Here is a 25,271-nt window from a genome sequence, read left to right on the forward strand (position 1 = left end):
GGCCGGGCGGGCCGGGCGTGCGACGACGGGCAGGGCGAGGGCGGTGGCGCTCACGAGCAGAGACCTCCAACGAGTGGCGCACCGTCGAACGGGTGTTCGACCGTGCGCGTCTGTTCTACCACCGTTCGAACGGGGGCGCGCAACCCCCGAGTTCCCGGGGGTGACGTCGACAGACGCTGCCACCGGCCTCCGACACGTGCGCTGACCTGCGCGAACGCTCCGGGAGCCGAGGGTCAGGAGGCGAAGCGCCGCGCGCTGCGTTCCTTCGCCCGCGCGGCCTCGACCTCCCGGTCCTTGGGCGGCGCCGTCGTCACCAGGTCCTCGAGCAGGTGCTGCGTCGCGTGCGCGACGGCGGCCACCGCCCGGTCGAACGCCTCCTGGTTGCGCGCCGACGGCCGGGTCGACCCGGCCACCTTGCGCACGTACTGCAGTGCGGCGGCCTGGACCTCCTCCGACGTGGCGGGCGGCTCGAAGTTGTGCAGCTGACGGATGTTGCGACACATGCGTCGAACGCTAGGCAGCGGGGCGCCGCCGCACAACGGGCTGGCGCCGCCCGCACCGGATCGTCTCAGGACCCCGGCCGCGCCGCCGATGGGCACGACGACCCCACCCGCCTGCTCCGCTCTGCGCCCTCGGCACCTTCCCCACCCCGCGCCGCGCGAGAACCCCCTGGAAGGCCCACCCATGAAGGCACTGCGCGACCTGAACGTCGCCCCCAAGCTCTTCGCAGGCTTCGGCGTCGTCTGCCTCCTGCTGGCGGCGGTGGTGGCCCTGGGCATCTCCCGACTCGGTTCCTCGCAGACGAACCTGCAGTACCTCTCCACCAGCGGCATCGCCTCCGTGCAGACCATCGCCGACGTGAAGTACGGCTTCCTCGCCCTGCGCCTGGACATCGCCAACGCGGCCCTGACCCCCGACGACGCCGCCACGACGGCCGCGCTGGCCACGATGGCCGAGGACGACACCGCCTACGACGCGGCGTGGCAGGCCTACCTCGGAACCTCCCCGGCCTCGACCGAGGCGGACCGCGGCAAGGCCCAGGACCTCATCGCCCAGTACCGCACCGCGCGTGGGCAGCTGGTGACCCTGGCCAAGGCCAACGACCTCGACGGTTTCGTGGCCGCCCGCACCACGACCACCACCCCCATCTCCAAGCAGCTGCTCGCCCAGCTGGACGCCATCGCCAAGGTCGAGCAGGGCGCCGCCACGACGATGGCCGCACAGGGTTCGTCTGACTACCACTCCGCCGTCGTGATGCTGCTGGTCATCGGCGCGGTCGCCCTCGCCATCGCCGCCGTCGTCGCCGTCGTCATCTCCCGCTCCGTCGCGGGCCCCCTGGCCCGCACCCTCACCGTCGTCCAGGGCCTCGCCGACGGCCGCCTCGACCAGCGCGTGGGCCTCGACACCCAGGACGAGGTCGGCCGCCTCGGCACCGCCGTCGACGTGACCATGGACCGCCTCAACACCACCATGCGCCGCATCTCCGACTCCGCCGCCACCCTCGCCGGCTCCTCCGAGGAACTCACCACCGTCGCCACCCAGCTCTCCTCCGGTGCGGAGGAGTCCGCCACCCAGACCCAGGTCGTCTCCGCCGCCACCGAAGAGATCTCCGCCAACATCGGCACCGTCGCCGCCGCCGGAGAACAGATGACCTCCGCCATCCGCGAGATCGCCACCTCCACCGCCGAAGCCTCCGCCACCGCCGCCTCCGCCGTGCACGCCGCCACCGGAGCCAGCGAAACCCTCGACCGCCTCTCCGCCTCCTCCCGCGAGATCGGCGACGTCGTCAAGCTCATCACCTCCATCGCCGAACAGACCAACCTCCTCGCCCTCAACGCCACCATCGAAGCCGCCCGTGCCGGGGAGATGGGCAAGGGCTTCGCCGTCGTCGCCGGGGAGGTGAAGGAACTGGCCCAGCAGACCGCGCGCGCCACCGAGTCCATCGTCACCCGCGTCAACGCCACCCAGACCGACGCGGCCGAGGCGGCTTCCGCGATCGCGGAGATCACCGAGGTCATCGCCCGCATCGACGGCCTGCAGGCCACCATCGCCGCGGCGGTGGAGGAGCAATCGGCGACGACCTCGGAGATGGTCCGCAACGTCACCGAGGTCTCCTCCGGGAGTCAGGAGATCGCGCTGAACATCTCCGGCATCGCCGCCGCAGCGGATCAGACGACGGCGGGGGCGACCCACACCGCCACGACCGCCGGGGAGGTCTCGCGCACCGCCAACGAGCTCAGCGAGCTCGTCAGCCACTTCACCCTCGCCTGATCCACCCCGCCTCCGGACCCACCGGCGCCGTCCCGCACCCCGCGGGGCGGCGTCGTCCGGTGGTGCCTGTCATGTCTCACGACACGCCGGTTCGAACACGTGTTTGATCCTCGCCCCCCGGATGACTACCGTGACGTGGATCGGACCCCAGGACGGGGCCCGGTCGTACGACTCACGCGGAACGACAGGGAGAGTGACGTGGCCGACGTGCTGGACGGATCCGGCGACACCGGACAGGTGGCGCCGATGGCCTCGGTCCACCACTTCCCCGACGGTCCCTACGGCCGCGACGGACTCACCCACCGCCAGCGGCGGGTGCTCGCCGCCATCCAGGAGTGCGTCGAGCAGCGGGGTTACCCGCCGAGCATGCGAGAGATCGGTCAGGCCGTCGGCCTCACCAGCCCCAGCAGCGTCGCGCACCAGGTGAAGACCCTCGAGAAGCTGGGCTACCTGCGCAAGGACCCGCGCCGTCCGCGGACCCTCGAGGTCGTCTCGCCGGCGTCGGCCCGCGGCACCATCGACGGGTTCGAGGCCACCGCGGCCGACGGCCGCCCGCGTCCGCGCTACGTCCCGGTCGTCGGCCGGATCGCCGCCGGTGGCCCGATCCTCGCCGAGGAACTGGTCGAGGACGTCTTCGCGCTCCCCGCGCAGCTCGTCGGCGCCGGCGAGCACTTCATGCTCAAGGTCGTCGGGGAGTCGATGATCGACGCCGCCATCTGCGACGGCGACTGGGTGGTCGTGCGCCAGCAGCCGACGGCCGAGAACGGCGACGTCGTGGCCGCCATGATCGACGGCGAGGCGACGGTGAAGGTGCTGCAGCGCAAGGACGGTCACGTCCAGCTGATGCCCCGCAACCCCCTCTTCGCCCCGATCGACGGCGACGAGGCGACGATCCTCGGCAAGGTCACGGCCGTGCTGCGAAGCCTTTGAGCGAGGTCACCAGTTCGACGGCCGCCTCGATCGCCAACCGGGGCGAGGTGAGGACCGGCACGTGCAGGTCGCGCAGCAACGGCGCTGCGTCGACCATGCTCGCCTGCGCCAGGACGACGACGTCCACAGGCGGCTCGAGCGCCCGCACCTGAGTCCGGACGGCCTCCGCGACCCCGGTCGTGTAGGTCAGGACGTCACCGGACTCGAAGGACGACCAGGTGTCCGGGCAGCGGACCTCGATCAGCTGCACGGCCCGACCGGTGGTCTCCGCGCACTCGCGCAGCAGCGGCAGCACGGTCGCCGCGGCCTCGTCCAGCGAGCTCACGACCGCGATCCGCCGCCCGGCCAGGACGGCGGCCTCGGCCATCGGGCGGTCGACCCGGACGACGCGCAGACCCATCTCGGCACCGACGGACTTGGCCGTCGGGCCGACGGTCGAGCAGGTGCACACGACGACGTCCGCGCCCTCCCCCACCAGTCGGCGCAGCCGGTCGGCCAAGGCCGGGCGGACGCTGTCGATCCCGTGGTCCCGCGCGGTGGTGAGCAGACCCGTGTCGACGAGGTGACGGTCGGCGACGGTGTCGTCCCGCTCGTTCAGGAGATCGCGGAAGGCGCGCACGTGGGCGTGCGCGGTGTGCAGGAAGCCGACGGTGGCCACCTCACGAGCATGCCACCCCGGACGCACGGCGTCAGCCACCGCTACCCAGACGCCGCAACGCCTCCAGCACGGTGGGGGTCGAGGTGGTGGACCAGAAGTCGGGCAGGCTGTCGCGCAGGAACCCGCCGTAGCGGGCCGTCGCGAGCCGTGAGTCGAGCACCGCGACGACACCGCGGTCACCGGTGGCCCGGATCAACCGCCCCGCCCCCTGGGCGAGGCGCACCGCGGCGTGGGCCGCCGAGACGGACACGAACCCGTTGCCGCCGGCCGCGTCGACGGCCCGCGCACGGGCCGACATCAGCGGGTCGTCGGGTCGGGGGAAGGGGATGCGGTCGATGACGACGAGGGAACAGCTGGGTCCTGGCACGTCGACGCCCTGCCACAACGACATCGTCCCGAACAGCGAGGTCGCGGGATCGTCGGTGAAGTCCCGGACGAGCTTCGGCAACCGGTCGTCGCCCTGGCAGAGGACGGGGGTCCCCAGCCGCTTGCGCAGCGCCTCGACGGCCTCCTCGGCTCCCTTGCGGCTGGAGAACAGCCCGAGGGTCCGTCCCCCGGCCGCCTCGACCAGTGCGGCGAGCTCGTCGTAGACGGCGTCGGTGGAACCCGCCCGCCCCGGCGGCGGCAGGTGCCGGGCGACGTAGAGGATCCCCTGCTTCGGGTAGTCGAAGGGGCTGCCCACGTCGACCCCCGTCCACGGCGTCTTCGAGCCCTTCTCCCCCTTGAGGCCGAAGGCGCCCGCGACGGGGTCGAAGGAGCCACCGAGGGTCAGTGTCGCCGAGGTCGCGACGACGGTGCGTTCGGCGAACAGCTTCTCCCTCAGCAGACCCGCCACCGACAGGGGTGCGATGTGCAGGGACGGTGCACGGGAGGCCGGGCCGAAACCCGCGGTCACCCAGGCGACGTCGTAGCTGTCCTGGGCGCCCCGACCGACGTCCTCCGCGAGGCGCTCGGCGACGGAGAACACGTCCTGGACGGCGGCCCGGGCCAGGTGACGCGCCCCGCGGGACTCGGCGTCCTCCTCCTTGCCCTGCCCTTCGGAGGCGTCCTTGAGGTCGCTCAGCGCGGTCCGGGCCGCGTCCCGGACAGCGACGACGGCGTCGGCGAGCTGGTCCGGCCAGCGGTCCAGGCGCCCCGGGGGCGCGTCCTCGAGGGCGGCCTCCAGCGCGATCGCCGCGTCGTCGAGGTGTTCCGAGACGATCCCGGCGGAACGGCGCAGCCGACGAGAGGCCGCGTGCAGCACCGAGGCGGACAGCTCCGCCGTCGCGACCGCCGTCACCCGGTCGGCCAGCTCGTGGGCCTCGTCGACGACGAGGACGTCGTGCTCGGGCAGCAACTGCCCCCCGCTCTCAAGGGCGTCGATGGCCGTCATGGCGTGGTTGGTGACGACGACGTCGACGGTGCGCGCGCGGGCCCGGACCCGTTCGGAGAAGCACTCGGCCGCAACGGGGCAGCGCTGGGACCCCAGGCACTCGCGGGCGGAGACCGAGACCTGCTTCCAGGCCCGGTCGCTGACCCCGGGGTCGAGCTCGTCGCGGTCGCCGCTCGTGGTGGTCTCCGCCCACTCGCGCAACCGGACGACCTCGCGGCCCAGCCGGCCGTCAGTCCCGGCGGAGGAGTCGGTGGTGGGCGCGGCGATGTCGAAGAGCGCGCCCTCGTCGGTGGGGAAGCCGCCGTCGATCTTGTTGCGGCAGAGGTAGTTGGACCGCCCCTTGAGGAGCTCCCAGGTGGGTTCGCGGTGCAGCTGCGGAGCGATCGCCGCGGCCAGGCGCGGCAGGTCGCGTTCCACGACCTGGGCCTGCAGGGCGAGCGTGGCGGTCGTGATGACCACGCGGCGGTCGGCGTGCACGGCGTGCGCGACGGCGGGCACGAGGTAGGCCACCGACTTGCCGGTGCCGGTGCCGGCCTGGACGAGCAGGTGGCGCCGGGTGCGGATCGCGTCGGTGACGGCCTGGGCCATCCGCGCCTGCCCTTCGCGGCGCTGACCGCCGAGGGCGTCGACGACGACGTCGAGCAGGTGGGCGGCTTCGGGACCCTCGACCTCGGTGGTGGCGTCGGTGGTGGCGTCGGTGGTGGTCTCGGCGCCGGTCTCGGTAGGGGTGTCGGTCGAAGCGCTCACGGGACCATCCTCCCCCGAGCCGGACCGGGTGAGGGTCACCGTCCACAGCGCGTCGTGGTGGCGACGCGCTGTGGACGGTGCGGTGTCACACCGCGGCTAGGCGGTGCGGGACAGCTTGTACTGCTCGAGCTCGGCCGCGAGTCGCGGCCGCACCCGGGCCAGCATCCGGGTCCCCTCGGCGGTGTGCTCCTCGGAGAGCACCTGGCCGGTGGTGTGGACCCGGTTGACCAGCTCACCGCGGTCGTAGGGCACGACCACGTCCATCTCCACGTCGGGCACCGGCAGCATCGAGGAGACGCGGGCGAGGAGCTCCTCGATCCCCTCCCCGGTACGCGCCGAGACCGCGATGGAGTTCTTCTCCTTGCGCAGCAGGCGCTGCAGGACCTCGGGGTCGGCCACGTCGGCCTTGTTGATCGCGACGAGCTCCGGGACGTCCTGCGCGTTCACGTCCGCGAGGACGCTGCGCACGGCAGCGAGCTGACCCTCCGGGTCCGGGTGCGACCCGTCGACGACGTGCAGCACGAGGTCGGACTCCGCCACCTCCTCCAGCGTCGAGCGGAAGGCCTCGACGAGCTGGTGCGGCAGCGAACGGACGAACCCGACGGTGTCGGCCAGCGTGTACGGCCGCCCCTCGGGCGTCTGGGCCCGCCGGACCGTGGGGTCCAGCGTCGCGAACAGGGCGTTCTCGACGAGGACCCCCGCCCCCGTGAGCCGGTTCAGCAGCGAGGACTTCCCCGCGTTGGTGTAGCCGGCGATGGACACCGACGGCACCGCCCGGGCGTGGCGCAGCGAGCGCTTCTCGTCGCGCGCCGTCCCCATGCCCTTGATCTCGCGGCGCAGCTTGGCCATCCGGTTGCGGATGCGGCGACGGTCCAGCTCGATCTTCGTCTCACCGGGACCACGGGAACCGATCCCCGCACCACCGGCGACCCGACCACCGGCCTGGCGCGACATCGACTCACCCCAACCGCGCAGGCGCGGGAGCAGGTACTCGAGCTGGGCGAGCTCGACCTGTGCCTTGCCCTCCCGGCTCTTGGCGTGCTGGGCGAAGATGTCGAGGATGACGGCCGTCCGGTCGACGACCTTCACCTTGACGATGTCCTCGAGACCACGACGCTGTGAGGCGGACAGCTCACCGTCGCAGATGACGGTGTCGGCCCCCTCCGCGGCGACGAGGTCGGCGAGCGCCGCGGCCTTGCCGGAGCCGAGGTAGGTCGCGACGTCGGGGGTGGCCCGGCGCTGCATGACGCCCGCGAGGACGTCGGACCCGGCGGTGGCGGCGAGGGCGGAGAGCTCCTGCAGCGAGACCTCGGCCTCAGCCCGGTTGGAGTCCGCGCTGGACCAGACGCCCGCGAGGACGACCCGTTCCAGGCGCAGCTGCCGGTACTCGACCTCGGTGACGTCGGTGAGTTCGGTGGAGAGACCCGCGGCCCGTCGCAGGGCCCGGCGGTCGGCGAGGTCGAGCTGCTCGCCGTCGAAGCTGGAGTGCTCGTCCGTCTCCTCCGCCGGCGCGTCCCCGTTGTCACCGCCAGGGCCGTCGTGTCCCCGCAGGATCCGGGCGATGGCCCGGTCGAACTCGCGGTCGCGTTCGCTGGTGGTGTCTTCGGGTTCCGCGGACTCCGGTGTCGCGGAAGCGGGACGGTGGTTCATGGACCTCCTCGGTCGTTGCGGTGCGCCACGTCGGGTGGCACACCCAGCGTGACACTCAACGGTGCGAGCGGCGAGGGTATTTCAGCCCGTACCCTCTCGGGCGTGTCCCCCGAGCACTACTTCTCCGCCCAGCCCGCGACCGCCGACGAACGGCGTGAGCTCGACGTGTGGCTGGCCGGGCGCGAGCTGAGCGTCACCACGGCGCGCGGGGTGTTCAGCGCGGACCACGTCGACCAGGGCACGTCCGTCCTGCTGCCGCTGATCCAGGACGACGACGCCCCCGGGGACGTCCTCGACCTCGGCTGCGGGTGGGGCCCGATCGCGCTGTCGCTGGCCCTGCAGCGCCCCCACCAGGTGGTGCACGCCGTGGACGTCAACGAGCGGGCCCTGGACCTGGTGCGGCTGAACGCGTCGCACCTCGGGGTGACGGTGCGGGCGAGCCTGCCCGACGACGTCGACCCGGACCTGCGGTTCACCGAGATCTGGTCGAACCCGCCGATCCGCGTCGGCAAGGAGGCGCTGCACGAGCTGCTGCTGCGTTGGCTGCCGCGCCTGGTCCCCGGTGGGGTCGCGCACCTGGTGGTGCAGAAGAACCTCGGCTCGGACTCGCTGCACGCGTGGCTGGGGTCCGGGGTGCTGCCCGGGACGAGCACGACCCGCACGACGACGTCGAAGGGGTTCCGCGTCCTGTCGCTCAGGTCGTCAGGCTGAGGGAGAGCACGCCGGTCGCGACGAGCTCGGCCGGTCCGGACAGCCAGACCGTGCCGCCGGTGAGGGTGGAGTCGGCGCCGACGGTGACGACGAGCGTTCCGCCCGGGACGTCGACGCGCCACACCGCGGGCGCTCCCCCGCCGGCCCAGGCCCGGACGGCGAGCGCCGCCGCGCAGGCGCCGGTGCCGCAGGAGCGGGTCTCCCCCGAGCCGCGTTCGTGCACGCGCATGGTGATCTCGGCGATGTCGGGCACGTCGTCGCCGGTGATGTCGAAGGCGGTGAGCGGGACGACGAGTTCGACGTTGGTGCCCTGCGCCGGGACGGGCTCCACCACGGGGGCCGAGGTGAGGTCGGCGGCGGCGAGCTCGTCCTGCTCGGCGAGCGCGACGACGGTGTGCGGGTTGCCGAGGTCCACGGAGAGCGCGGGACGGGCGACCCCGTCGAGGCCGGCGATGTGGACGAGGGCGTCCGCACCGCGCTCCAGCGCCCGTTCGCCCCCGGTCAGCTTCCAGGACCCCATGTCGGCGGTCCACTGGCCGTCGAGCTCACGGCGCAGCCGCTTCACCCCCGCCCGGGTCGCGACGTCGAACCAGCGTCCGTCGCCCGCGTCGGCCGGCAGCAGACCGTTGTGCAGCAGGAACTCCGCGAAGACGCGGATCCCGTTGCCGCACATCTCCGCGATCGAGCCGTCGCTGTTGCGGTAGTCCATGAACCACGCGGCCGCCCCGGAGGGGTCGCGGACGGCCCGGATCAGGCCGTCGGCACCGATCCCGGCGCGGCGGTCGCAGATCGCGGCGACGAGGGCGGGGCTCGGGTCCCACGAACCGTCGGGGTCGGCGACCAGGACGAAGTCGTTCTCGGTGCCGTGGCCCTTGGTGAAGGCCAGTCCCTCTCGCGGTTCGCTCACGCGGGCGATGCTACGGGGAGCAGCTGCAGCACCCGGCGGGCGAGGTCGCCCGCCTCGGCCCCGTCGGGGGCCTCCAGCCAGTGCACCCGGGGGTCGCGACGGAACCAGGACTCCTGCTTGCGGGCGAAGCGGCGGGTGAGTCGTGCCGTGAGCTCGCGGGCCTCGTCCTCGGTGGTCTTCCCGTCGAAGGCGTCGAGGACCTGCGCGTAGCCCAGCGCCCGGCCGGCGGTCAGCCCGTCCCGCAACCCCCGCCCCTCCAGCGCGCGGACCTCCTCGACGAGTCCGGCGGCCCACATCCGCTCGACGCGGGCGTCGATGCGGGCGTCGAGCTGCTCCCGCGGGACGGCGAGGCCGATCTGCAGGGCGGGTTCGAGGTAGGTCTGCTCGGGCAGGGACGCGGCGAAGGGCCGGCCGGTGATCTCGCCGACCTCCAGGGCCCGCACGATCCGTCGGCCGTTGCCGGGCAGGATCTTCGCCGCGGCGTCGGGATCGCGGTCGGCGAGGCGGGCGTGCAGGGTGTGCGGGCCGAGGGCCTCGAGCTCGGCCTCCCAGCGGGCGCGGACGACGGGGTCGGTGCCGGGGAAGCGCAGGTCGTCCAGGGCGGCCCGGACGTAGAGGCCGGAGCCACCGACGAGCACGGGGACGTGACCGCGGTCGCGGACCTGCGCGAAGGTGTCCCGCGCCTGCGCCTGGTACGTCGCGACCTCGGCGGTCTGGGTGACGTCGAGGACGTCGAGCAGGTGGTGGCGCACGCCCCGCATCTCGGCCCCGGTGAGCTTCGCGGTGCCGATGTCCATCCCGCGGTAGAGCTGCATGGCGTCGGCGTTGACGACCTCCCCGCCGCCCTCCCCGTCGCCCTCGAGGAGCTGGGCCAGCGCGACCCCGACGTCGGACTTGCCCGAGGCGGTGGGACCGGTGATCGCGATCAGGGGAACGTTCGACTGGCCCACGCGGTCATGGTGTCAGAGGGTGGGTGGATGGGAACCATGGACTTCCTCAAGGGCAAGATCAACGAGGCCACCGAGCAGGCCAAGGACGTCGCCGAACAGGCGCTCCACAAGGCCGGCGGGTTCGCCGCCGAGCACTCGGGCAAGGCCGAGGGGGCCATCGGCAAGGCCGGTGAGTTCGTGAACGCCCGGACCGACGGCAAGTACGCCGACAAGGTCGGCAAGGTCAGCGACCTCGCCCGCAAGGGGGTCGACAAGGCCGCCGACCAGGCGCCGCCGTCGTCGCTGCCCGGCGGCGGCACCCCGATGAGCGGTGGGACGAGTTCGGTCGGCACCCCGATGACCGGGCCCGTGCGATGACCATCCCGACCCCGCCGCTGCCCACGCCGACCCCGCCGAGCCCGGTCCCGCAGCCGGGCACGCCGGGGGAACCGATCCCGGACCCGGTGCCGATGCCGCTGCCCGAACCGGAACCTTCGGCCCCGCCCGCGAAGTAGCTCAGCGCACCCGCAGGCTGGGAAGTCCCAGGCTGACCGGCCGCGGACCCGTCTCCTCGGGTTCCGGCCGGGCCTGGCGGGACTCCCACGCGTCCCCCGCCCGGGTGCGGCGGACGGCGAACCCACGCAGCTCGTCGGCCTCGAGGTAGTGCGGAGCACCGCGGGTGACGGTGACCGTCGCGACGTCGCCCGGTCGTGGTGCCTGCGTCCCCTCCGGCAGCGCGAAGTGCACGAGGCGGTTGTCCGGAGCGCGACCCGAGAGCCGTTGCGTCGCAGCGTCCTTGCGACCCTCACCTTCGGCGACGAGGACCTCGAGGGTGCGTCCCGCCTGGGCCTGGTTGTCCTCGTAGGTGATCCGGTCCTGCAGGGCGGTGAGGCGTTCGTAGCGTTCCTGCACGACCTTCTTGGGGATCTGGTCGCCCATCGTCGCGGCCGGGGTCCCCGGTCGCGGCGAGTACTGGAAGGTGAAGGCGCTGGAGAAGCGGGCCTGCTCCACGACGTGCAGCGTCTGCTCGAAGTCCCCCTCCGTCTCCCCCGGGAACCCGACGATGATGTCGGTGGTGATCGCGGCGTCGGGGATCTTGGCCCGGACCCCGTCGATGATCCCGAGGAAGCGGGACTGGCGGTAGGACCGGCGCATCGCCTTGAGCACGCGGTCGGAACCGGACTGCAGCGGCATGTGCAGGCTCGGCATGACGTTCGGCGTCTCCGCCATCGCGTCGATCACGTCGTCGGTGAAGCTCGAGGGGTGCGGGCTGGTGAAGCGGACCCGTTCCAGGCCCTCGATCCCGCCCGTGGCCCGCAACAGCTTGCCGAAGGCGAGCTTGTCCCCGAACTCGACGCCGTAGGTGTTCACGTTCTGACCCAGCAGCGTGACCTCGAGGACCCCCTCACCCACGAGGGCCTCGATCTCGGCGAGGACGTCGCCGGGGCGACGGTCCTTCTCCTTGCCGCGCAGGGCCGGGACGATGCAGAACGTGCAGGTGTTGTTGCACCCCACCGAGATGCTCACCCAGGCCGCGTAGGGCGACTCGCGCCGGGTGGGCAGCGTCGAGGGGAAGACGTCGAGGGACTCCAGGATCTCGACCTGGGCCTCGGCGTTGTGCCGGGCGCGTTCCAGCAGCACCGGCAGCGCACCGACGTTGTGGGTGCCGAAGACGACGTCGACCCAGGGCGCCTTGCGGACGATCTCGCCGCGGTCCTTCTGCGCCAGGCAGCCGCCGACGGCGATCTGCATCCCCGGGCGACGTTCCTTCACCGGGGCGAGGTGGCCGAGGTTGCCGTAGAGCTTGTTGTCCGCGTTCTCCCGCACCGCGCAGGTGTTGAAGACGACGACGTCGGGCTCGACCGGCGCAGCGCCGGCCTCGTCGAAGCGCACGTAGCCTGCGTCCTCCAGCAGCCCCGACAACCGCTCCGAGTCGTGGACGTTCATCTGACAGCCGAACGTGCGCACCTGGTACGTGCGGGCGGGGCTGGGCTGGGTTTCCGTCGTCGTGCTCATCACGCCCCAGTCTAGGTCTCCGTCCAGGTGACGCGTGGCGCGTCGACCGGGGTCACTTTCGGGTCACGATGTCGCCGCCGCGGTGCGGGACCTGTGGGCAGACTGCGCGCCTCCTGTACGGTCCAGCCGCATGAGTGACCACGTGCAGGCCCCTCAACCGTCACCGCGCCCGTCCGGGCGCCGCCCTCTCGTCGTCCTCGAGGGGGTGCAGAAGCACTTCGGCGCCCTGCACGTGCTGAAGAGCATCGACCTGACGGTCGCCGAGGGCGAGGTCGTCGTGGTCATCGGACCCTCCGGGTCCGGCAAGTCGACGCTGTGCCGCACGATCAACCGGCTCGAGACCGTCGACTCCGGCCGGATCACCATCGACGGCAAGGACATCCCGGCCGAGGGGAAGGACCTCGCCCGGCTGCGCGCGGACGTCGGGATGGTCTTCCAGTCCTTCAACCTCTTCGCCCACAAGACGGTGAAGGAGAACGTGACCCTCGGACCGGTGAAGGTGCGGGGGAAGTCCGCCGCCGAGGCGGGCAAGCGCGCCGACGAACTCCTCGACCGGGTTGGCCTGGCCAGCCAGGGCCCGAAGTACCCGGCCCAGCTCTCCGGTGGCCAGCAGCAGCGCGTGGCGATCGCCCGCGCCCTGGCCATGGACCCCAAGGTCATGCTCTTCGACGAGCCCACCTCGGCGCTCGACCCCGAGATGATCAACGAGGTCCTCGACGTCATGACCGGTCTGGCCAAGGACGGCATGACCATGGTCGTGGTGACCCACGAGATGGGTTTCGCCCGCCGGGCCGCCGACCGCGTGGTCTTCATGGCCGACGGCGCGATCCTCGAGGACACCGATCCCGAGACGTTCTTCACCGCGCCGAAGCACGAGCGCGCCCAGGACTTCCTCTCGAAGATCCTCACCCACTGATGAGCACCACACACCAGGAGGCACCACCCATGAGGAACTTCCGCACCGCAGCCCTCGCCGGCGTGGCGACCACCCTGCTCGCGCTCACCGCCTGCGGAGGCGGTGGCGAACTCTCCGAGGAGGGGGCCGCCGACCAGCCCACGGCCGAGGCCAGCGCCAGCTTCGAGGCCGGCACCAAGATGGCCACGATCTCCGAGGCGAAGAAGATCAAGATCGGGACGAAGTTCGACCAGCCCGGTTTCGGCCTGGCGAACCTGGAGAACGTCCCCGAGGGTTTCGACGTCGACGTGGCCGAGTACATCGCCGCCAAGCTCGGGATCGCCCCGGACGCCATCACCTGGGTCCCCTCCCCCAGCGCCCAGCGCGAGGACCTGATCGCCAACGGCGACGTCGACTTGGTCGTCGCGACGTACACGATCAACGACAAGCGCAAGGAACGCATCACCTTCGCGGGGCCGTACTACGTCGCGGGCCAGCAGATCATGGTGGCCAAGGACAACTCCACCATCACCGGCCCGGAGTCGCTCAAGGCCAACCCCGACCAGAAGATCTGCTCGGTCACCGGTTCGACGCCGGCCGAGAACATCCGCCAGTACCTGGCCGACCCGAGCCAGCTCGTCGAGTTCGCCGGTTACAGCGACTGCGCCGACCAGCTGAAGAACGGCCAGGTCGCGGCGGTCACGACGGACAACGTCATCCTCACCGGTCTGGTGGCCAAGTCCGACGACGCGTTCAAGCTCGTCGGGGAGCAGTTCACCGAGGAGCCCTACGGCATCGGCATCACCAAGGGCGACACCGCGTTCTGCGAGTTCATCAACGAGACGCTGAGCGAGATGTCCGAGTCCGGTGACTACGAGAAGGCCTGGAACGCGACGGCCGGGAAGTACGAGGGCACCGAGGTGCCGACCCTGCCCACCGCCGACGCCTGCGTCTGATCCTCGACACTCCCGGAGGGCGGTCCCCGTGGACCCCGTGATCGACAACCTCGATCTGTACGCCGCAGGGTTCCTCAGGTCCCTGGGCCTGGCCGCGTGGGCCGCGCTCGGCGCCCTCGTCCTGGGCACCGTGCTGGCCGTGTTCCGGGTGAGCCCGGTCCCCGTCCTGCGCGGCGTCGGCGCCACCTACGTGACGCTGCTGCGGAACACCCCGCTGGTCATCGTGCTGTTCTTCTTCGTGTTCGGGGTCCCCGCGCTGGGCATCAACGCCTCGAACTACACGCTCGCGGTCTGCGGTCTCATCGTCTACACCGCGTCGTTCGTCTGCGAGGCCGTCCGGTCGGGCATCTCCACCGTCCCGACCGGGCAGGCCGAGGCGGCCCGGGCCATCGGGCTCCCGTTCGGCCTGAGCCTGACCCAGATCATCCTCCCGCAGGCGATGCGGGCGGTGGTCCCCCCGGTCGGCAACGTCATCATCGCGATGATCAAGAACTCCGCCGTCGCCGGCGCGATGGGCGTCGGCGGCGACCTGTTCAGCGTCTACGCCCGGCTCTCCAGCGCGCAGGGTCTGTCCCGGCTGCCCGTCATCACCGGGATGGCCATCGGCTACCTCGTCCTGACCCTGGCCGCCGCACTGCTGCTGGCGATCGCCGAGCGACGCATGGCGGTGGCCCGGTGAGCGCCCCGACCGCGGTCCTCTTCGACACCCCCGGGCCGGTCGCGCGCCGCCGGACCCGGATCGGCAGCATCGTGGCGGGGGTCCTGCTGCTCGCGACGATCGCGCTGGTCCTGGTCCGGATGCAGCAGCAGGGACAGCTCACCCCGGAGAAGTGGGGTCCGCTGGTCGACCCCACGAACACGGACTTCGCCCCGGTCTGGCGACTGCTGCTCCCCGCCTGGGGCGTGACCCTCCGGGTCGCGGCCGTGGCCGTCGTCGCCTCGATCGTCCTGGGCCTCGTGATCGGGGCGCTGCGGTTGCTGCTGCCCCGAGGCCCCCGCATCCCGCTGATCGCCGTGATCGAACTGCTGCGCGGGTTGCCCGTCGTGGTGACGATCCTCTACGTCGACATCCTGCTGCGGACCCTGAACGCCCACCCCGGCTCGTTCTGGGTCCTGGTCGTCGGGCTCACGCTGTACAACTGCGTGATCATCTCCGAGATCGTCCGGGCCGGGATCCAGTCCCTCCCCCGGGGGCAGGTGGAGGCGGGGCTGGCCATCGGCCTGACCCGCGGCCAGGTCATGACGCAGATCCAGCTCCCGCAGGCCGTCCGGGCCATGCTGCCGGCGCTGATCAGTCAGCTCATCGTCGTGCTCAAGGACACCGCCCTCGGCAGCGTGGTCCTCGTCTCCCTGGACGACGTCGGCGAGATCGCGGGACGACTGCGACAAGTCCTGGACAACTCGATCCAGACCTACTTCGTCGTCGGGCTCATGTTCGTCGTCGTCAACCTCCTGCTGGACCTGCTGGCCCGCCGGGTGCAACGACGGTTGTCCACGGGGCGCCGCACAACGGCGACGGTGGAGATCGCCCAGGGACGTCAGGCCACCGGAGCCGCGGTCTGAGGACCCGGGAACGACGAAGGCCCGTCCCCACCCGGGGACGGGCCTTCGTGGTCTCTGCCGTCAGATGTCGTCGCGCACGGTGTAGAGCGTGAGCTTGCGGTCCGCGACGATCGTCCCGAGCCGCGACGCGCCTTCGGGGGTCTGCCGGAACGCGCGGTAGGCGTTGTCGTTCTCGACGGACTCCCAGCGCTCGACGATCGACACGTGGGTCTCGTCGGCGTCGTCGATGAGGACCTCGCAGCCGAGGTTGCCCTCGAACGCGCGGGTGGCTTCGAGGGTCTCGGTGAGGATGGCGGGAGCGTCAGCGACGTTCTCGGCCTTGATGGTCAGTTCCAGGATGGCGATGGTGGTCACGCGCCGGAGGCTACGCCTCGCCCTGGATCTCCTCACGCACGACCCGCACCACGACGTCCGAGGGGAAACCCCGCCGCGCCAGCATCCCGTACAGACGGCGTTCCCGGACTGCCCGCTCCAGCCCGCGCATCGCGCCCGCCTTGCGCTGCACCAGAGCCCGCGCGGCCTCGACCTGCGACGCGTCGTCCACGGCCTCGAGGGCCTCGGCCGCGGTCTCGTCGTCGACGCCCTTCATCCGCAGTTCCTGGGCCAGGGCGCGATGGCCCCGCCCACTGCTGCGGGAGTGCACCCAGCCCTCGGCGAAGGTCTTGTCATCGACGAGACCGACCTCCTCGAAGCGGTCGAGCACCTCGAGCGCGACCTCGGCCGGAACCTCCTTCGCCGCGAGCTTCTCGGCGAGCTGGGCCCGGCTGCGCGGCGCCCCCGTCAGTTGCTGCAGGGCGATGGTGCGGGCGACCTCGTGCGGGTCGGCCTCCCGGTCCGGGTTCTCGTCCGGACCGGGGGGGACCTGTTCTCGGGACCGACGGCTCAGAAGTCGACCTTCTCCTCGACGGCGGCCACGTCCTCGGCGGGCGCGTCCATGCGAGCACCGATGCCGAGCTTCTCCTTGATGCGCTTCTCGATCTCGTCACCGAGGTCGGGGTTGTCGCGCAGGAAGGCGCGGGCGTTCTCCTTGCCCTGGCCGAGCTGGTCGCCCTCGTAGGTGTACCAAGCCCCGGACTTGCGCACGAACCCGTGCTCGACACCGAGGTCGATGAGGCCACCCTCGCGGGAGATCCCGAGGCCGTAGATGATGTCGAACTCGGCCTGCTTGAACGGCGGGCTGACCTTGTTCTTGACGACCTTGACGCGGGTGCGGTTGCCGACGGCGTTCGTCCCGTCCTTCAGCGTCTCGATGCGGCGCACGTCGAGGCGGATCGAGGCGTAGAACTTCAGGGCCTTGCCGCCGGTCGTCGTCTCGGGCGAGCCGAACATGACGCCGATCTTCTCGCGCAGCTGGTTGATGAAGATCGCGGTGGTGCCGGAGTGGTTCAGCGCACCGGTGATCTTGCGCAGCGCCTGCGACATCAGACGGGCCTGCAGGCCGACGTGGCTGTCACCCATCTCGCCCTCGATCTCGGCCTTCGGCACGAGGGCCGCGACGGAGTCGATGACGATGATGTCGAGGGCGCCGGAGCGGATCAGCATGTCCGCGATCTCCAGCGCCTGCTCACCGGTGTCCGGCTGGGAGACCAGCAGCGCGTCGGTGTCGACGCCCAGCTTGGCCGCGTAGTCCGGGTCGAGGGCGTGCTCGGCGTCGATGAAGGCGGCGATGCCGCCGGCCTTCTGGGCGCTGGCGACGGCGTGCAGGGCGACGGTCGTTTTGCCCGACGATTCCGGGCCGTAGATCTCGACGACGCGCCCACGGGGCAGACCGCCGATGCCGAGCGCCACGTCCAGGGCGATGGAGCCGGTCGGGATGACCTCGATCGGGGGCCGGACGTCGTCGCCCAGCCGCATGACCGAGCCCTTGCCGAAGTTCTTGTCGATCGCGGCGAGGGCGGCATCGAGGGCCTTCTCGCGGTCCGCAGGAGCGGGCATGTCTCCACCTTGTGGTCTGGGTTCCAACTGACTCGGGGAACGCTAGGACAGACCTCCGACACGACCCCCCAACGACGAGGAGGACTGTGGACGGAGGAGCCTGACGAGCCCCCTGTGGACACGTCGATGCTATCCGTACAGGTGTTCGATCCCAACTCGACGAGACCTCGGCGTGTCGGGGGGCGTCTGCCGAGAGGCCTGGAGGTGCGCGGGTGATCGCCGTGTCGGAGGTGCTCCGCAACCACGCCCTCGCCGCCGGTGCCGGGGACTGGCTGGAGGCCCTCCCGGAGCTGCTCACCCGGCTGGAACGTCAGTGGGGCGTCGTCGTCGGCCGCCCGTTCACCGGGGCCACCGAGGCCTACGTCGCGGCAGCGACCACCACCGACGGTCGACCGGTCGTGCTCAAGGTCCTCCTCCCCCTCGGGGAGGGCGAGGCCCGCCACGAGATCGGCGCGCTCCGCCTGGCCGGGGGCCGGGGGATGGTCGCCCTGCTGCGCGACGACCCCGCCGCGGGAGCGCTGCTGCTGCCGCGGCTGGGCCCACCGCTGCACGCGCTGGGCCTGCCCACCGCGACCCGCCACGACGTCCTCTGCGACACCGTGGCCCGGGTCTGGCGTCCGGCGCCGAGGTCCGGGCTCCCGACCGGCGCCGACCGCGCCCGCCGGCTCGCCACGTCGATCACCACGGCGTGGGAAGCCCTCGGACGGCCCTGCTCGGAGCAGGCGCTCGACCACGCCCTCCGCTGCGCGCGACGGCGCGAGGCGGCCCACGACGACGAGCGGGCCGTCCTGGTCCACGGCGACGTGCACCAGCTGAACGTGCTCCAGGACGGCGGACGGTTCACGCTCGTCGACCCCGACGGCCTGCTGGCCGAACCCGAGTGCGACCTCGGGACGGTGATGCGGGGCGATCCCGTCGAGCTGCTGCGCGGGGATCCGCACGAACGGGCCCGGCGCCTCGCGGCCCGGACCGGCCTCGACCCCACGGCCGTCTGGGAGTGGGGGGTGGTCGAGCGGGTGGCGAGCGGCCTGCACTGCACCGCGCTCGAGGTGCAGCCGCTGGGACGCCAGACCCTGCGGGCCGCCGAGGCCGCCGCCCAGCACGACCGGACGACGGGCGGTCTCCGGAGCGGGTCCGCCGGGTCCCACGCCGGTCCAGCTCGGCGAGGCGGGATCACTAGGCTGCCGCTCGTGACGCAGACGTCTCCCACGATCCTCGACCCGCGCGGCGCCGACCTCGTCCCCGCGGGCGCCACCCTCGAACGCCTCGGCACGGGCAGCACGTGGGCCGAGGGCCCCGTCTGGCTGCCGGGCGAGAACGCCCTCATCTTCAGCGACATCCCCGGTGACCGGATCATGCGCTGGGACGAGAGCGCCGGCACCGAGACCGCGGGAGGGGGCGGCCTCACCGTCCACCGCGAGGGCGTCGAGTTCACCAACGGTCGCACCCTCGACCGCGAGGGGCGGGTCGTCGCCTGCTCGCACGGCCGCCGGGCGATGGAACGCACCGAGACCGACGGCACCACCACGATCCTGGTGGACCGCTTCGGGGACAAGCGGTTCAACTCCCCCAACGACGTCGTCGTCGCCTCCGACGGGGCGATCTGGTTCACCGACCCGCCCTACGGGATCACCGTGGCCGTCGAGGGCCACGAGGGGTTCCGGGAGTACGGCGACAACTTCGTCTTCCGCTTCGATCCGGCGACCGGGGACCTCCGGGTCGTCGTGACCGACGTGGAGGAACCCAACGGGCTCGCCTTCTCCCCCGACGAGTCGCTGCTCTACGTCGCCGACACCTCCGCGGCCCCCACCCCCGGCAACGGCGACCACCGCCTCATCCGGGTCTACGACGTGCTCACCGGGATCACGGGTGGCCGCGGCCCGCAGGCCGTTCCCGGCGGGCCCGTGGTGAAGAACGGCCGCGTGTTCGTCGAGGTCGACCGAGGCCTGGCCGACGGGTTCCGCGTGGACACCGCGGGGAACGTCTGGACCTCCAACGGTGACGCCGTGACGGTGTTCGCCCCCGACGGCACCCGGCTGCTGGAGGTCGTCGTCGGCGAGGTCGTGGCCAACGTCTGCTTCGGCGGGGCCGACGGCACCGACCTGTTCGTCGCGGCCTCGAGCAGCGCCTACCGGCTGCGGACCAACGCCGTCGGCGCCGGACTGTGGTGGCTGTGACGTACACGGCACCGCCCGCTCCGGAACGCGTCGAACCGCCGGAGATCGGCGACGAGCGCGCCACCGTCGAGGGGTTCCTGGAGTACCACCGCACGACGTTCGCCCGGAAGCTGGAGGGCCTCACCGCGGAACAGCTGCGCCGACGCTCGGTCGAGCCGTCGTCGCTGTCGCTGCTCGGGCTGGCCCGTCACCTCGCCGAGGTGGAGCGCACCTGGTGGCGCGACCGGGTGGCCGGCGAGGACGTGACCCCGGTGACGTACTCCGACGACAACCCTGACGGCGACTTCGACGACGTGGACACCGCAGACCCGGAGGCGGACCTCGCCTGGCTGCTCGAGGAGCAGGACCACGCGCGGCGGATCCTCGCGCAGCGCTCGCTCGAGGACGTGTGGGAGCACCCGGGACGGCCCGACAAGACCGTGCGCTGGGTGCTGACCCACGTGCTGGAGGAGTACGCCCGCCACAACGGCCACGCCGATCTCCTGCGCGAGCGGATCGACGGCGCCGTCGGCGAGTGAGTCAGGTGCGGCGCCTGGTGCGGCGGTCCCGCCCCAGGCGGCGCTCCTGCGGGACGTCGAGGGCGTCGCAGAGGGCCAGCCAGATCTCCTTGGGCTCGACCCCGGCGTCCAGCGCCTCCTTCGCGGTGCGGTCCTCGAGCACCAGCAGGTGGTGGTCGGCCGCCAGCGAACGGCCGTAGGCGGCCCCGAACTCGTCCTCCACCAGGATCCAGAACTCGCTGACTCGCATGGGCGACAGGGTGCCATGAGGGGCACGTGTCGGAGGCGGGTGGTCGAATGACGGGATGAGCCCGGAGCAGCACCACGACCTCACCCCCGACGAGGTGCTGGGCCGTTTCTCCGAGGCGACCCGGGCCTGGTTCACCGGTGCGTTCGCCGCGCCGACACCGGCCCAGCTCGGGGCCTGGGACGCCGTGAGCCGCGGGCAGCACGCCCTCGTCGTCGCCCCCACCGGATCGGGCAAGACGCTGTCCGCCTTCCTCTGGGCCCTCGACGGCCTCGCCGCCGAGGCCGTCCCGGAGGACAAGGACCACCGCTGCCGCGTCCTCTACATCTCGCCGTTGAAGGCGCTGGCCGTCGACGTGGAACGCAACCTGCGCTCCCCGCTGACCGGCATCCGGCAGGCCGCCCAGCGCCTCGGCCTGCCCGTGCCGGACGTCCGGGTCGGGGTCCGGTCCGGGGACACGCCGGCCGAGGAGCGCCGCGGGTTCACCCGCACGCCCCCGGACGTCCTCATCACGACCCCGGAGTCGCTGTTCCTGCTGCTCACCTCGAAGGCGCGCGAACAGCTGCGCGGGGTCCGCACGGTCGTGCTCGACGAGGTCCACGCAATGGCCGGCTCCAAACGCGGTGCCCACCTGGCGATCTCGCTGGAACGTCTCGACGCCCTCGTCACCGCGGCCGGCGGGGAACCCACCCAGCGGGTCGGGTTGTCGGCGACGGTCCGCCCGGTCCAGGCGGTGGCCGAGTGGGTCTCCGGCGGTCGGCCGGTCACGATCGTCCAACCCCCCTCGACGAAGGAGTTCGACCTCAAGGTCGTCGTCCCCGTCGAGGACATGAGCCAGCTCGACGCCTCCGGTCGCGGTGCGGAGGACCCGGACGACCTGAGCGGCCAGGCCGCGGGGAACCCCCGACGGGCCAGCATCTGGCCGCACGTCGAGGAACGCATCGTCGACCTCGTCGCGGGGCACCGCTCCACCCTGGTGTTCGCGAACTCGCGCCGGTTGTCCGAACGCCTCACCGCCCGCCTCAACGAGATCTGGGACGAACGCCTGAACCCCGAGGAGGCCGAGGGGGCCACCCCGGTGGGCGTCCCCCCGGCCGAACTCATGGGCCAGGCCGGACAGAGCGCCGGCGCCCCCGCGATCCTCGCCCGCGCCCACCACGGCTCGGTGTCGAAGGAACAGCGTTCCCTCATCGAGGAGGACCTCAAGGCGGGCCGCCTCCCCGCCGTGGTCGCCACCTCCAGCCTCGAGCTCGGCATCGACATGGGCGCCGTCGACCTCGTCGTGCAGGTGGAGTCCCCGCCCAGCGTGGCCAGCGGTCTGCAACGCGTGGGCCGCGCCGGTCACCAGGTCGGTGCGGTCTCGCGCGGGGTCCTGTTCCCCAAGTACCGCGGGGACCTGCTGCAGACCGCCGTGGTCGTCGAACGGATGCGCGACGGACGGATCGAGGAACTGCACGTCCCCTCCAACCCGCTCGACGTCCTCGCCCAGCAGATCGTGGCGATGGTCGCGATGGACGAGTGGACCGTCCCCGACCTCCTCGCCCTGGCCCAACGGGCCGCACCGTTCGCGACGTTGTCCCGGGCCGTCCTCGACGCCGTCCTGGACATGCTGTCCGGCCGCTACCCCAGCGACGAGTTCGCCGAGCTCCGACCCCGGCTGGTGTGGGACCGCGTGACCGAGACCCTCACGGGACGCCCCGGGGCGCAACGGCTCGCGGTCACCAGCGGCGGGACGATCCCCGACCGCGGGTTGTTCGCGGTGTTCCTGGCCACCGGCGAGGGCCCGGGGCGACGGGTCGGGGAGCTCGACGAGGAGATGGTCTACGAGTCCCGCGTCGGCGACGTCATCACCCTCGGCTCGTCGGCCTGGCGGGTCGAGGACATCACCCACGACCGCGTCCTGGTCACCCCCGCCCCCGGCCAGCCGGGCCGGCTCCCGTTCTGGCACGGCGAGGCCCTGGGCCGCCCCGCGGAACTCGGGCGTGCCCTCGGCGAGTTCGTCCGCGAACTCGGCGCGCTGGACGGCGGGTTCGCCGGTGAACCCGCGAAGGACCGCGTGAAGGCCGCCGGCCTCGACGACTGGGCCACCGGCAACCTCCTCGCCTACCTGGGCGAGCAGCTCGAGGCGACCCGCCACGTCCCCGACGACCAGACGATCGTGGTGGAACGCTTCCGCGACGAGCTCGGGGACTGGCGGATCTGCATCCACTCCCCCTTCGGCGGTCAGGTCCACTCCCCCTGGGCGCTGGCGCTGGGCGCGCGGATGCGCGAGCGGTTCGGCGTCGACGTGCAGGCCATGCCCGCCGACGACGGGATCGTGCTGCGCCTGCCCGACCTCGACCTCCCCGACGGTCAGGCTCCCGACGTCGCCGACCTGGTGGCGCTGGAGGCGAACGAGGTCGCGGAACTCGTGACGGCCGAGATCGGCGGCTCGGCGCTCTTCGCCTCCCGGTTCCGGGAGTGCGCGGCCCGCGCGCTGCTGCTGCCCCGGCGCCAACCGGGCAAACGCCAGCCGCTGTGGCAGCAGCGGCAGCGCGCCGCGTCGCTGCTGCAGGTCGCGAGCCGGTTCCCGAGCTTCCCGATCGTCCTGGAGACGGTGCGGGAGTGCCTGTCCGACGTCTTCGACGTCACGGGCCTGGAACGCCTCATGACCGACCTCGCGGCCCGCAAGGTCCGCGTCGTCGAGGTCGAGTCGAGCCAACCCTCGCCCTTCGCCCGCGGCCTGATGTTCGGCTACGTCGCGCAGTTCCTCTACGAGGGCGACTCACCGCTGGCGGAACGCCGGGCCGCGGCGCTCGCCCTCGACCCGAGCCTGCTCGCGGAACTGCTGGGCCGGGGCGAGGGCGCCGCGTTGCGCGACCTGCTCGACCCGGAGGCCGTGCAGCGCACCGAGGACGAACTGCAACGCCTCGTCCCCGAACGACGGTGTTCCGACGCCGAGGACGTGGCCGACCTGCTCCGCGTCCTGGGTCCGCTGACGACGGCCGAGGTGGTCGAACGCAGCGGCCGCGCGGAACCCGGTACCGAGGAACCGGTGGTGCTTCCCGACGGTGAGGTGGCCCGCTGGCTGGTCGCCCTCGAGGAGGCCCGCCGGCTGATCCGGGTCCGGATCGCCGGCGAGGAGCACTGGGCCGTCATCGAGGACTCCGGCCGGTTGCGCGACGGGCTGGGCACCCCGCTGCCGGTGGGGATCCCTGAGGCCTTCACCGAACCCGTCGCCGACCCGCTGGCGGAGTTGTTCGGGCGGTTCGCCCGCACCCGCGGGCCGTTCACCGTGCTCGACGCGGCCGCGCGCTTCGGCGTGGGCCGGGCCGTGGCGCACGACGCGCTGCGCCGGTTGCAGACCAGCGGCCGCGTCGTCGAGGGCGAACTCCGCCCCGGCGGGACGGGGCTGGAGTTCTGCGACGCCGACGTCCTGCGCATCCTGCGCCGACGCTCGCTGGCCGCGTTGCGGGCCGACGTCGAACCCGTCCCGCCGCGCGACCTCGCCCGGTTCCTCCCGGCCTGGCAGGGCGTCAGCACCGGTCTGCGCTCCCGCCTGCGCGGGGTGGACGGTGTGCTGCGGGCCGTGGAGCAGCTCGCCGGTGCCGTGGTGCCCGCGAGCGCCGTGGAGCCGCTGGTGCTCTCGGCCCGGGTCGAGGGCTACCGGCCGGCGATGCTGGACGAGCTGACCGCGGCGGGTGAGGTGGTGTGGTCCGGTCACGGCAGCCTGCCCGGTGACGACGGCTGGGTGTCGCTGCACCCGGCCGATCTGGCGCCGTTGACGTTGCCGGACCCGGAGGACTCCGAGATCGAGGTCGACACCGAGGTGCACCGCGCGGTGCTGGAGGCGTTGGCCGGGGGCGGTGCGTACTTCTTCCGCGCGCTCTCGGACGCGGTGGGCTCCACCGACGACCCGGGTCTGACGAGCGCGCTGTGGGACCTGGTGTGGGCGGGACGGTTGACCAACGACACCCTGGCCCCGTTGCGGAACCGGCTCGCGGGGAAGGGGGCCCACAAGCCCCGGGCGACCGCGCCCCGCTCCCGCTACGCCCGCCCTGCGCGAGGGCTGCGCGGGACCCGCGTGGAACTCCCCTCGCGCAGCGGGCCGCCCTCGGCCGCCGGCCGGTGGTCGCTGCTGCCGGAGATCGAGGCCGACGCGACGGTCCGCGCGCACGCCAGCGCCGAGGTGCTGCTGGACCGGCACGGGGTGCTGACCCGCGGCGCCGTCGCGAGCGAACGGGTCCCGGGGGGCTTCTCCGCGGTGTACCGGGTGCTGGCGGCGTTCGAGGAGGCCGGCCGGGCCCGGCGCGGGTACTTCGTCGAGGGTCTGGGGGCGTCGCAGTTCGCGACGACGGGTGCGGTGGACCGGTTGCGGGACAGCGCCCGTCCCGTCGGCGGGTCGAGCCCGTCCCAGCGTCGCGACGCGCGCAAGGACGTGGGGCCGGGGGCGGTCGTGCTGGCGGCGACGGATCCGGCGAACCCCTACGGGGCGGCTCTCCCGTGGCCGGAACGTCCGGAGGTCACGGCAGGCGCCACGGGGCACCGTCCGGGGCGGAAGGCGGGCGCGCTGGTCGTCGTCGTGGACGGTGACCTCGTCCTCTACGTCGAGCGGGGTGGTCGCTCGGTGCTGTCCTGGACCCAGGAGCTCGAGGCGTTGCAGCCCGCGGCGGACGCGCTGGCGTTGTCGGTGCGCGAGGGGGTCCTGGGGAAGTTGACGGTGGAGAAGGCCGACGGCAGCGGAGTGCTGGCCGCGGACTCACCGCTGGGGGCCGCGCTGGAGTCGGCCGGGTTCCACGCGACCCCCCGCGGGTTGCGGATCAGGACGTGA

General features: G+C 72.6%; 22 protein-coding genes. 11 read left to right on the forward strand and 11 right to left on the reverse strand.

Features of this window, described 5'->3' with window-relative positions; genetic code table 11:
* Positions 1-233: 233 nt before the first annotated feature.
* A complete protein-coding gene (locus AC0I8G_RS24600; RefSeq protein ID WP_471732294.1) occupies positions 234-503 on the reverse strand; it encodes a DUF2277 domain-containing protein in 270 nt (89 codons plus the stop codon).
* A gap of 181 nt (positions 504-684) precedes the next feature.
* Here AC0I8G_RS24600 and AC0I8G_RS24605 point away from each other — a divergent pair, with 181 nt between their 5' ends.
* Positions 685-2,271: a methyl-accepting chemotaxis protein gene (locus tag AC0I8G_RS24605; RefSeq protein ID WP_471732295.1), complete on the forward strand. Its 1,587-nt coding sequence runs from the start codon at positions 685-687 to the stop codon at positions 2,269-2,271.
* A gap of 246 nt (positions 2,272-2,517) precedes the next feature.
* Entirely contained in the window at positions 2,518-3,201 is a 684-nt protein-coding gene (gene lexA, locus AC0I8G_RS24610) for a transcriptional repressor LexA (RefSeq protein WP_380259826.1), read from the forward strand.
* Here the strand turns inward: lexA and AC0I8G_RS24615 are convergent.
* The 3 genes from AC0I8G_RS24615 to hflX form a co-directional block, all read right to left on the reverse strand.
* Positions 3,176-3,859 (reverse strand): aspartate/glutamate racemase family protein, encoded by a 684-nt coding sequence (locus AC0I8G_RS24615; protein ID WP_471732296.1) that lies wholly within the window; start codon positions 3,857-3,859, stop codon positions 3,176-3,178. The two genes, lexA and AC0I8G_RS24615, sit on opposite strands and share 26 nt — an antisense overlap.
* Before the next feature lie 31 nt (positions 3,860-3,890).
* A complete protein-coding gene (locus AC0I8G_RS24620) occupies positions 3,891-5,978 on the reverse strand; it encodes an ATP-dependent DNA helicase (RefSeq protein WP_471732297.1) in 2,088 nt (695 codons plus the stop codon).
* Positions 5,979-6,074: 96 nt separating this feature from the next.
* Positions 6,075-7,628, reverse strand: a complete 1,554-nt coding sequence (hflX, locus tag AC0I8G_RS24625) for a GTPase HflX (RefSeq protein WP_471732298.1) — start codon at positions 7,626-7,628, stop codon at positions 6,075-6,077.
* A 102-nt stretch (positions 7,629-7,730) separates the two neighbouring features.
* On the opposite strand from hflX, the gene AC0I8G_RS24630 reads away from it, so the two are divergent.
* Positions 7,731-8,339, forward strand: coding sequence for a class I SAM-dependent methyltransferase (locus tag AC0I8G_RS24630; RefSeq protein WP_471732299.1), 609 nt, complete (start codon positions 7,731-7,733; stop codon positions 8,337-8,339).
* Here AC0I8G_RS24630 and dapF read toward each other — a convergent pair.
* Positions 8,323-9,246 (reverse strand): diaminopimelate epimerase, encoded by a 924-nt coding sequence (gene dapF, locus AC0I8G_RS24635; protein ID WP_471732300.1) that lies wholly within the window; start codon positions 9,244-9,246, stop codon positions 8,323-8,325. The two genes, AC0I8G_RS24630 and dapF, sit on opposite strands and share 17 nt — an antisense overlap.
* Positions 9,243-10,196, reverse strand: coding sequence for a tRNA (adenosine(37)-N6)-dimethylallyltransferase MiaA (gene miaA, locus AC0I8G_RS24640; RefSeq protein WP_471732301.1), 954 nt, complete (start codon positions 10,194-10,196; stop codon positions 9,243-9,245). Before miaA ends, dapF begins: the two co-directional genes overlap by 4 nt.
* A gap of 27 nt (positions 10,197-10,223) precedes the next feature.
* On the opposite strand from miaA, the gene AC0I8G_RS24645 reads away from it, so the two are divergent.
* Complete coding sequence (locus tag AC0I8G_RS24645; protein ID WP_471732302.1) at positions 10,224-10,553, forward strand: antitoxin; 330 nt, start codon at positions 10,224-10,226, stop codon at positions 10,551-10,553.
* Between the two features lie 138 nt (positions 10,554-10,691).
* Here AC0I8G_RS24645 and miaB read toward each other — a convergent pair whose 3' ends face one another.
* Entirely contained in the window at positions 10,692-12,191 is a 1,500-nt protein-coding gene (gene miaB / locus AC0I8G_RS24650) for a tRNA (N6-isopentenyl adenosine(37)-C2)-methylthiotransferase MiaB (RefSeq protein WP_471732303.1), read from the reverse strand.
* Positions 12,192-12,321: 130 nt separating this feature from the next.
* On the opposite strand from miaB, the gene AC0I8G_RS24655 reads away from it, so the two are divergent.
* From AC0I8G_RS24655 to AC0I8G_RS24670, 4 genes are read left to right on the forward strand one after another with little or no spacing between them, the layout of a single operon-like run.
* The gene (locus tag AC0I8G_RS24655) at positions 12,322-13,107 is read left to right on the forward strand and encodes an amino acid ABC transporter ATP-binding protein (protein ID WP_471732304.1); all 786 of its coding nucleotides are present in this window, start codon (positions 12,322-12,324) and stop codon (positions 13,105-13,107) included.
* Positions 13,108-13,136: 29 nt separating this feature from the next.
* Positions 13,137-14,042, forward strand: a complete 906-nt coding sequence (locus tag AC0I8G_RS24660; protein WP_471732305.1) for a glutamate ABC transporter substrate-binding protein — start codon at positions 13,137-13,139, stop codon at positions 14,040-14,042.
* Between the two features lie 28 nt (positions 14,043-14,070).
* Entirely contained in the window at positions 14,071-14,721 is a 651-nt protein-coding gene (locus AC0I8G_RS24665; RefSeq protein ID WP_471732306.1) for an amino acid ABC transporter permease, read from the forward strand.
* The gene (locus AC0I8G_RS24670) at positions 14,718-15,605 is read left to right on the forward strand and encodes an amino acid ABC transporter permease (RefSeq protein WP_471732307.1); all 888 of its coding nucleotides are present in this window, start codon (positions 14,718-14,720) and stop codon (positions 15,603-15,605) included. Before AC0I8G_RS24665 ends, AC0I8G_RS24670 begins: the two co-directional genes overlap by 4 nt.
* A gap of 60 nt (positions 15,606-15,665) precedes the next feature.
* Here the strand turns inward: AC0I8G_RS24670 and AC0I8G_RS24675 are convergent, their stop codons facing one another.
* Genes AC0I8G_RS24675 through recA form a run of 3 tightly spaced genes read right to left on the reverse strand, consistent with a single transcriptional unit; the run spans position 15,666 to position 17,540 of the window.
* Positions 15,666-15,959 (reverse strand): putative quinol monooxygenase, encoded by a 294-nt coding sequence (locus AC0I8G_RS24675; protein ID WP_328291980.1) that lies wholly within the window; start codon positions 15,957-15,959, stop codon positions 15,666-15,668.
* A 10-nt stretch (positions 15,960-15,969) separates the two neighbouring features.
* Positions 15,970-16,491: a regulatory protein RecX gene (locus AC0I8G_RS24680; RefSeq protein ID WP_471732318.1), complete on the reverse strand. Its 522-nt coding sequence runs from the start codon at positions 16,489-16,491 to the stop codon at positions 15,970-15,972.
* Positions 16,488-17,540 (reverse strand): recombinase RecA, encoded by a 1,053-nt coding sequence (recA, locus tag AC0I8G_RS24685; protein ID WP_380161629.1) that lies wholly within the window; start codon positions 17,538-17,540, stop codon positions 16,488-16,490. Before recA ends, AC0I8G_RS24680 begins: the two co-directional genes overlap by 4 nt.
* A 1,190-nt stretch (positions 17,541-18,730) precedes the next feature.
* On the opposite strand from recA, the gene AC0I8G_RS24690 reads away from it, so the two are divergent.
* Positions 18,731-19,717: an SMP-30/gluconolactonase/LRE family protein gene (locus AC0I8G_RS24690; RefSeq protein WP_471732319.1), complete on the forward strand. Its 987-nt coding sequence runs from the start codon at positions 18,731-18,733 to the stop codon at positions 19,715-19,717.
* The gene (locus AC0I8G_RS24695; RefSeq protein WP_471732308.1) at positions 19,714-20,235 is read left to right on the forward strand and encodes a DinB family protein; all 522 of its coding nucleotides are present in this window, start codon (positions 19,714-19,716) and stop codon (positions 20,233-20,235) included. Before AC0I8G_RS24690 ends, AC0I8G_RS24695 begins: the two co-directional genes overlap by 4 nt.
* Before the next feature lies 1 nt (position 20,236).
* Here the strand turns inward: AC0I8G_RS24695 and AC0I8G_RS24700 are convergent, their stop codons facing one another.
* Complete coding sequence (locus tag AC0I8G_RS24700) at positions 20,237-20,464, reverse strand: DUF3046 domain-containing protein (RefSeq protein ID WP_471732309.1); 228 nt, start codon at positions 20,462-20,464, stop codon at positions 20,237-20,239.
* Between the two features lie 55 nt (positions 20,465-20,519).
* Between AC0I8G_RS24700 and AC0I8G_RS24705 the strand changes: the two genes are divergently transcribed.
* A complete protein-coding gene (locus AC0I8G_RS24705) occupies positions 20,520-25,271 on the forward strand; it encodes an ATP-dependent helicase (protein WP_471732310.1) in 4,752 nt (1,583 codons plus the stop codon).

The sequence above is a fragment of the Kineococcus sp. AC630 genome, from assembly GCF_979255925.1.

Excerpts from the sequence above, each read along its gene's own strand:
- AC0I8G_RS24600 (WP_471732294.1), bottom strand. The coding sequence starts at position 503 with ATGTGTCGCAACATCCGTCAGCTGCACAACTTCGAGCCGCCCGCCACG.
- recA (WP_380161629.1), bottom strand. The coding sequence starts at position 17,540 with ATGCCCGCTCCTGCGGACCGCGAGAAGGCCCTCGATGCCGCCCTCGCC.
- AC0I8G_RS24660 (WP_471732305.1), top strand. The coding sequence starts at position 13,137 with ATGAGGAACTTCCGCACCGCAGCCCTCGCCGGCGTGGCGACCACCCTG.
- miaB (WP_471732303.1), bottom strand. The coding sequence starts at position 12,191 with ATGAGCACGACGACGGAAACCCAGCCCAGCCCCGCCCGCACGTACCAG.
- lexA (WP_380259826.1), top strand. The coding sequence starts at position 2,518 with ATGGCCTCGGTCCACCACTTCCCCGACGGTCCCTACGGCCGCGACGGA.
- hflX (WP_471732298.1), bottom strand. The coding sequence starts at position 7,628 with ATGAACCACCGTCCCGCTTCCGCGACACCGGAGTCCGCGGAACCCGAA.
- AC0I8G_RS24705 (WP_471732310.1), top strand. The coding sequence starts at position 20,520 with ATGAGCCCGGAGCAGCACCACGACCTCACCCCCGACGAGGTGCTGGGC.
- AC0I8G_RS24645 (WP_471732302.1), top strand. The coding sequence starts at position 10,224 with ATGGGAACCATGGACTTCCTCAAGGGCAAGATCAACGAGGCCACCGAG.
- AC0I8G_RS24605 (WP_471732295.1), top strand. The coding sequence starts at position 685 with ATGAAGGCACTGCGCGACCTGAACGTCGCCCCCAAGCTCTTCGCAGGC.
- AC0I8G_RS24700 (WP_471732309.1), bottom strand. The coding sequence starts at position 20,464 with ATGCGAGTCAGCGAGTTCTGGATCCTGGTGGAGGACGAGTTCGGGGCC.
- AC0I8G_RS24655 (WP_471732304.1), top strand. The coding sequence starts at position 12,322 with ATGAGTGACCACGTGCAGGCCCCTCAACCGTCACCGCGCCCGTCCGGG.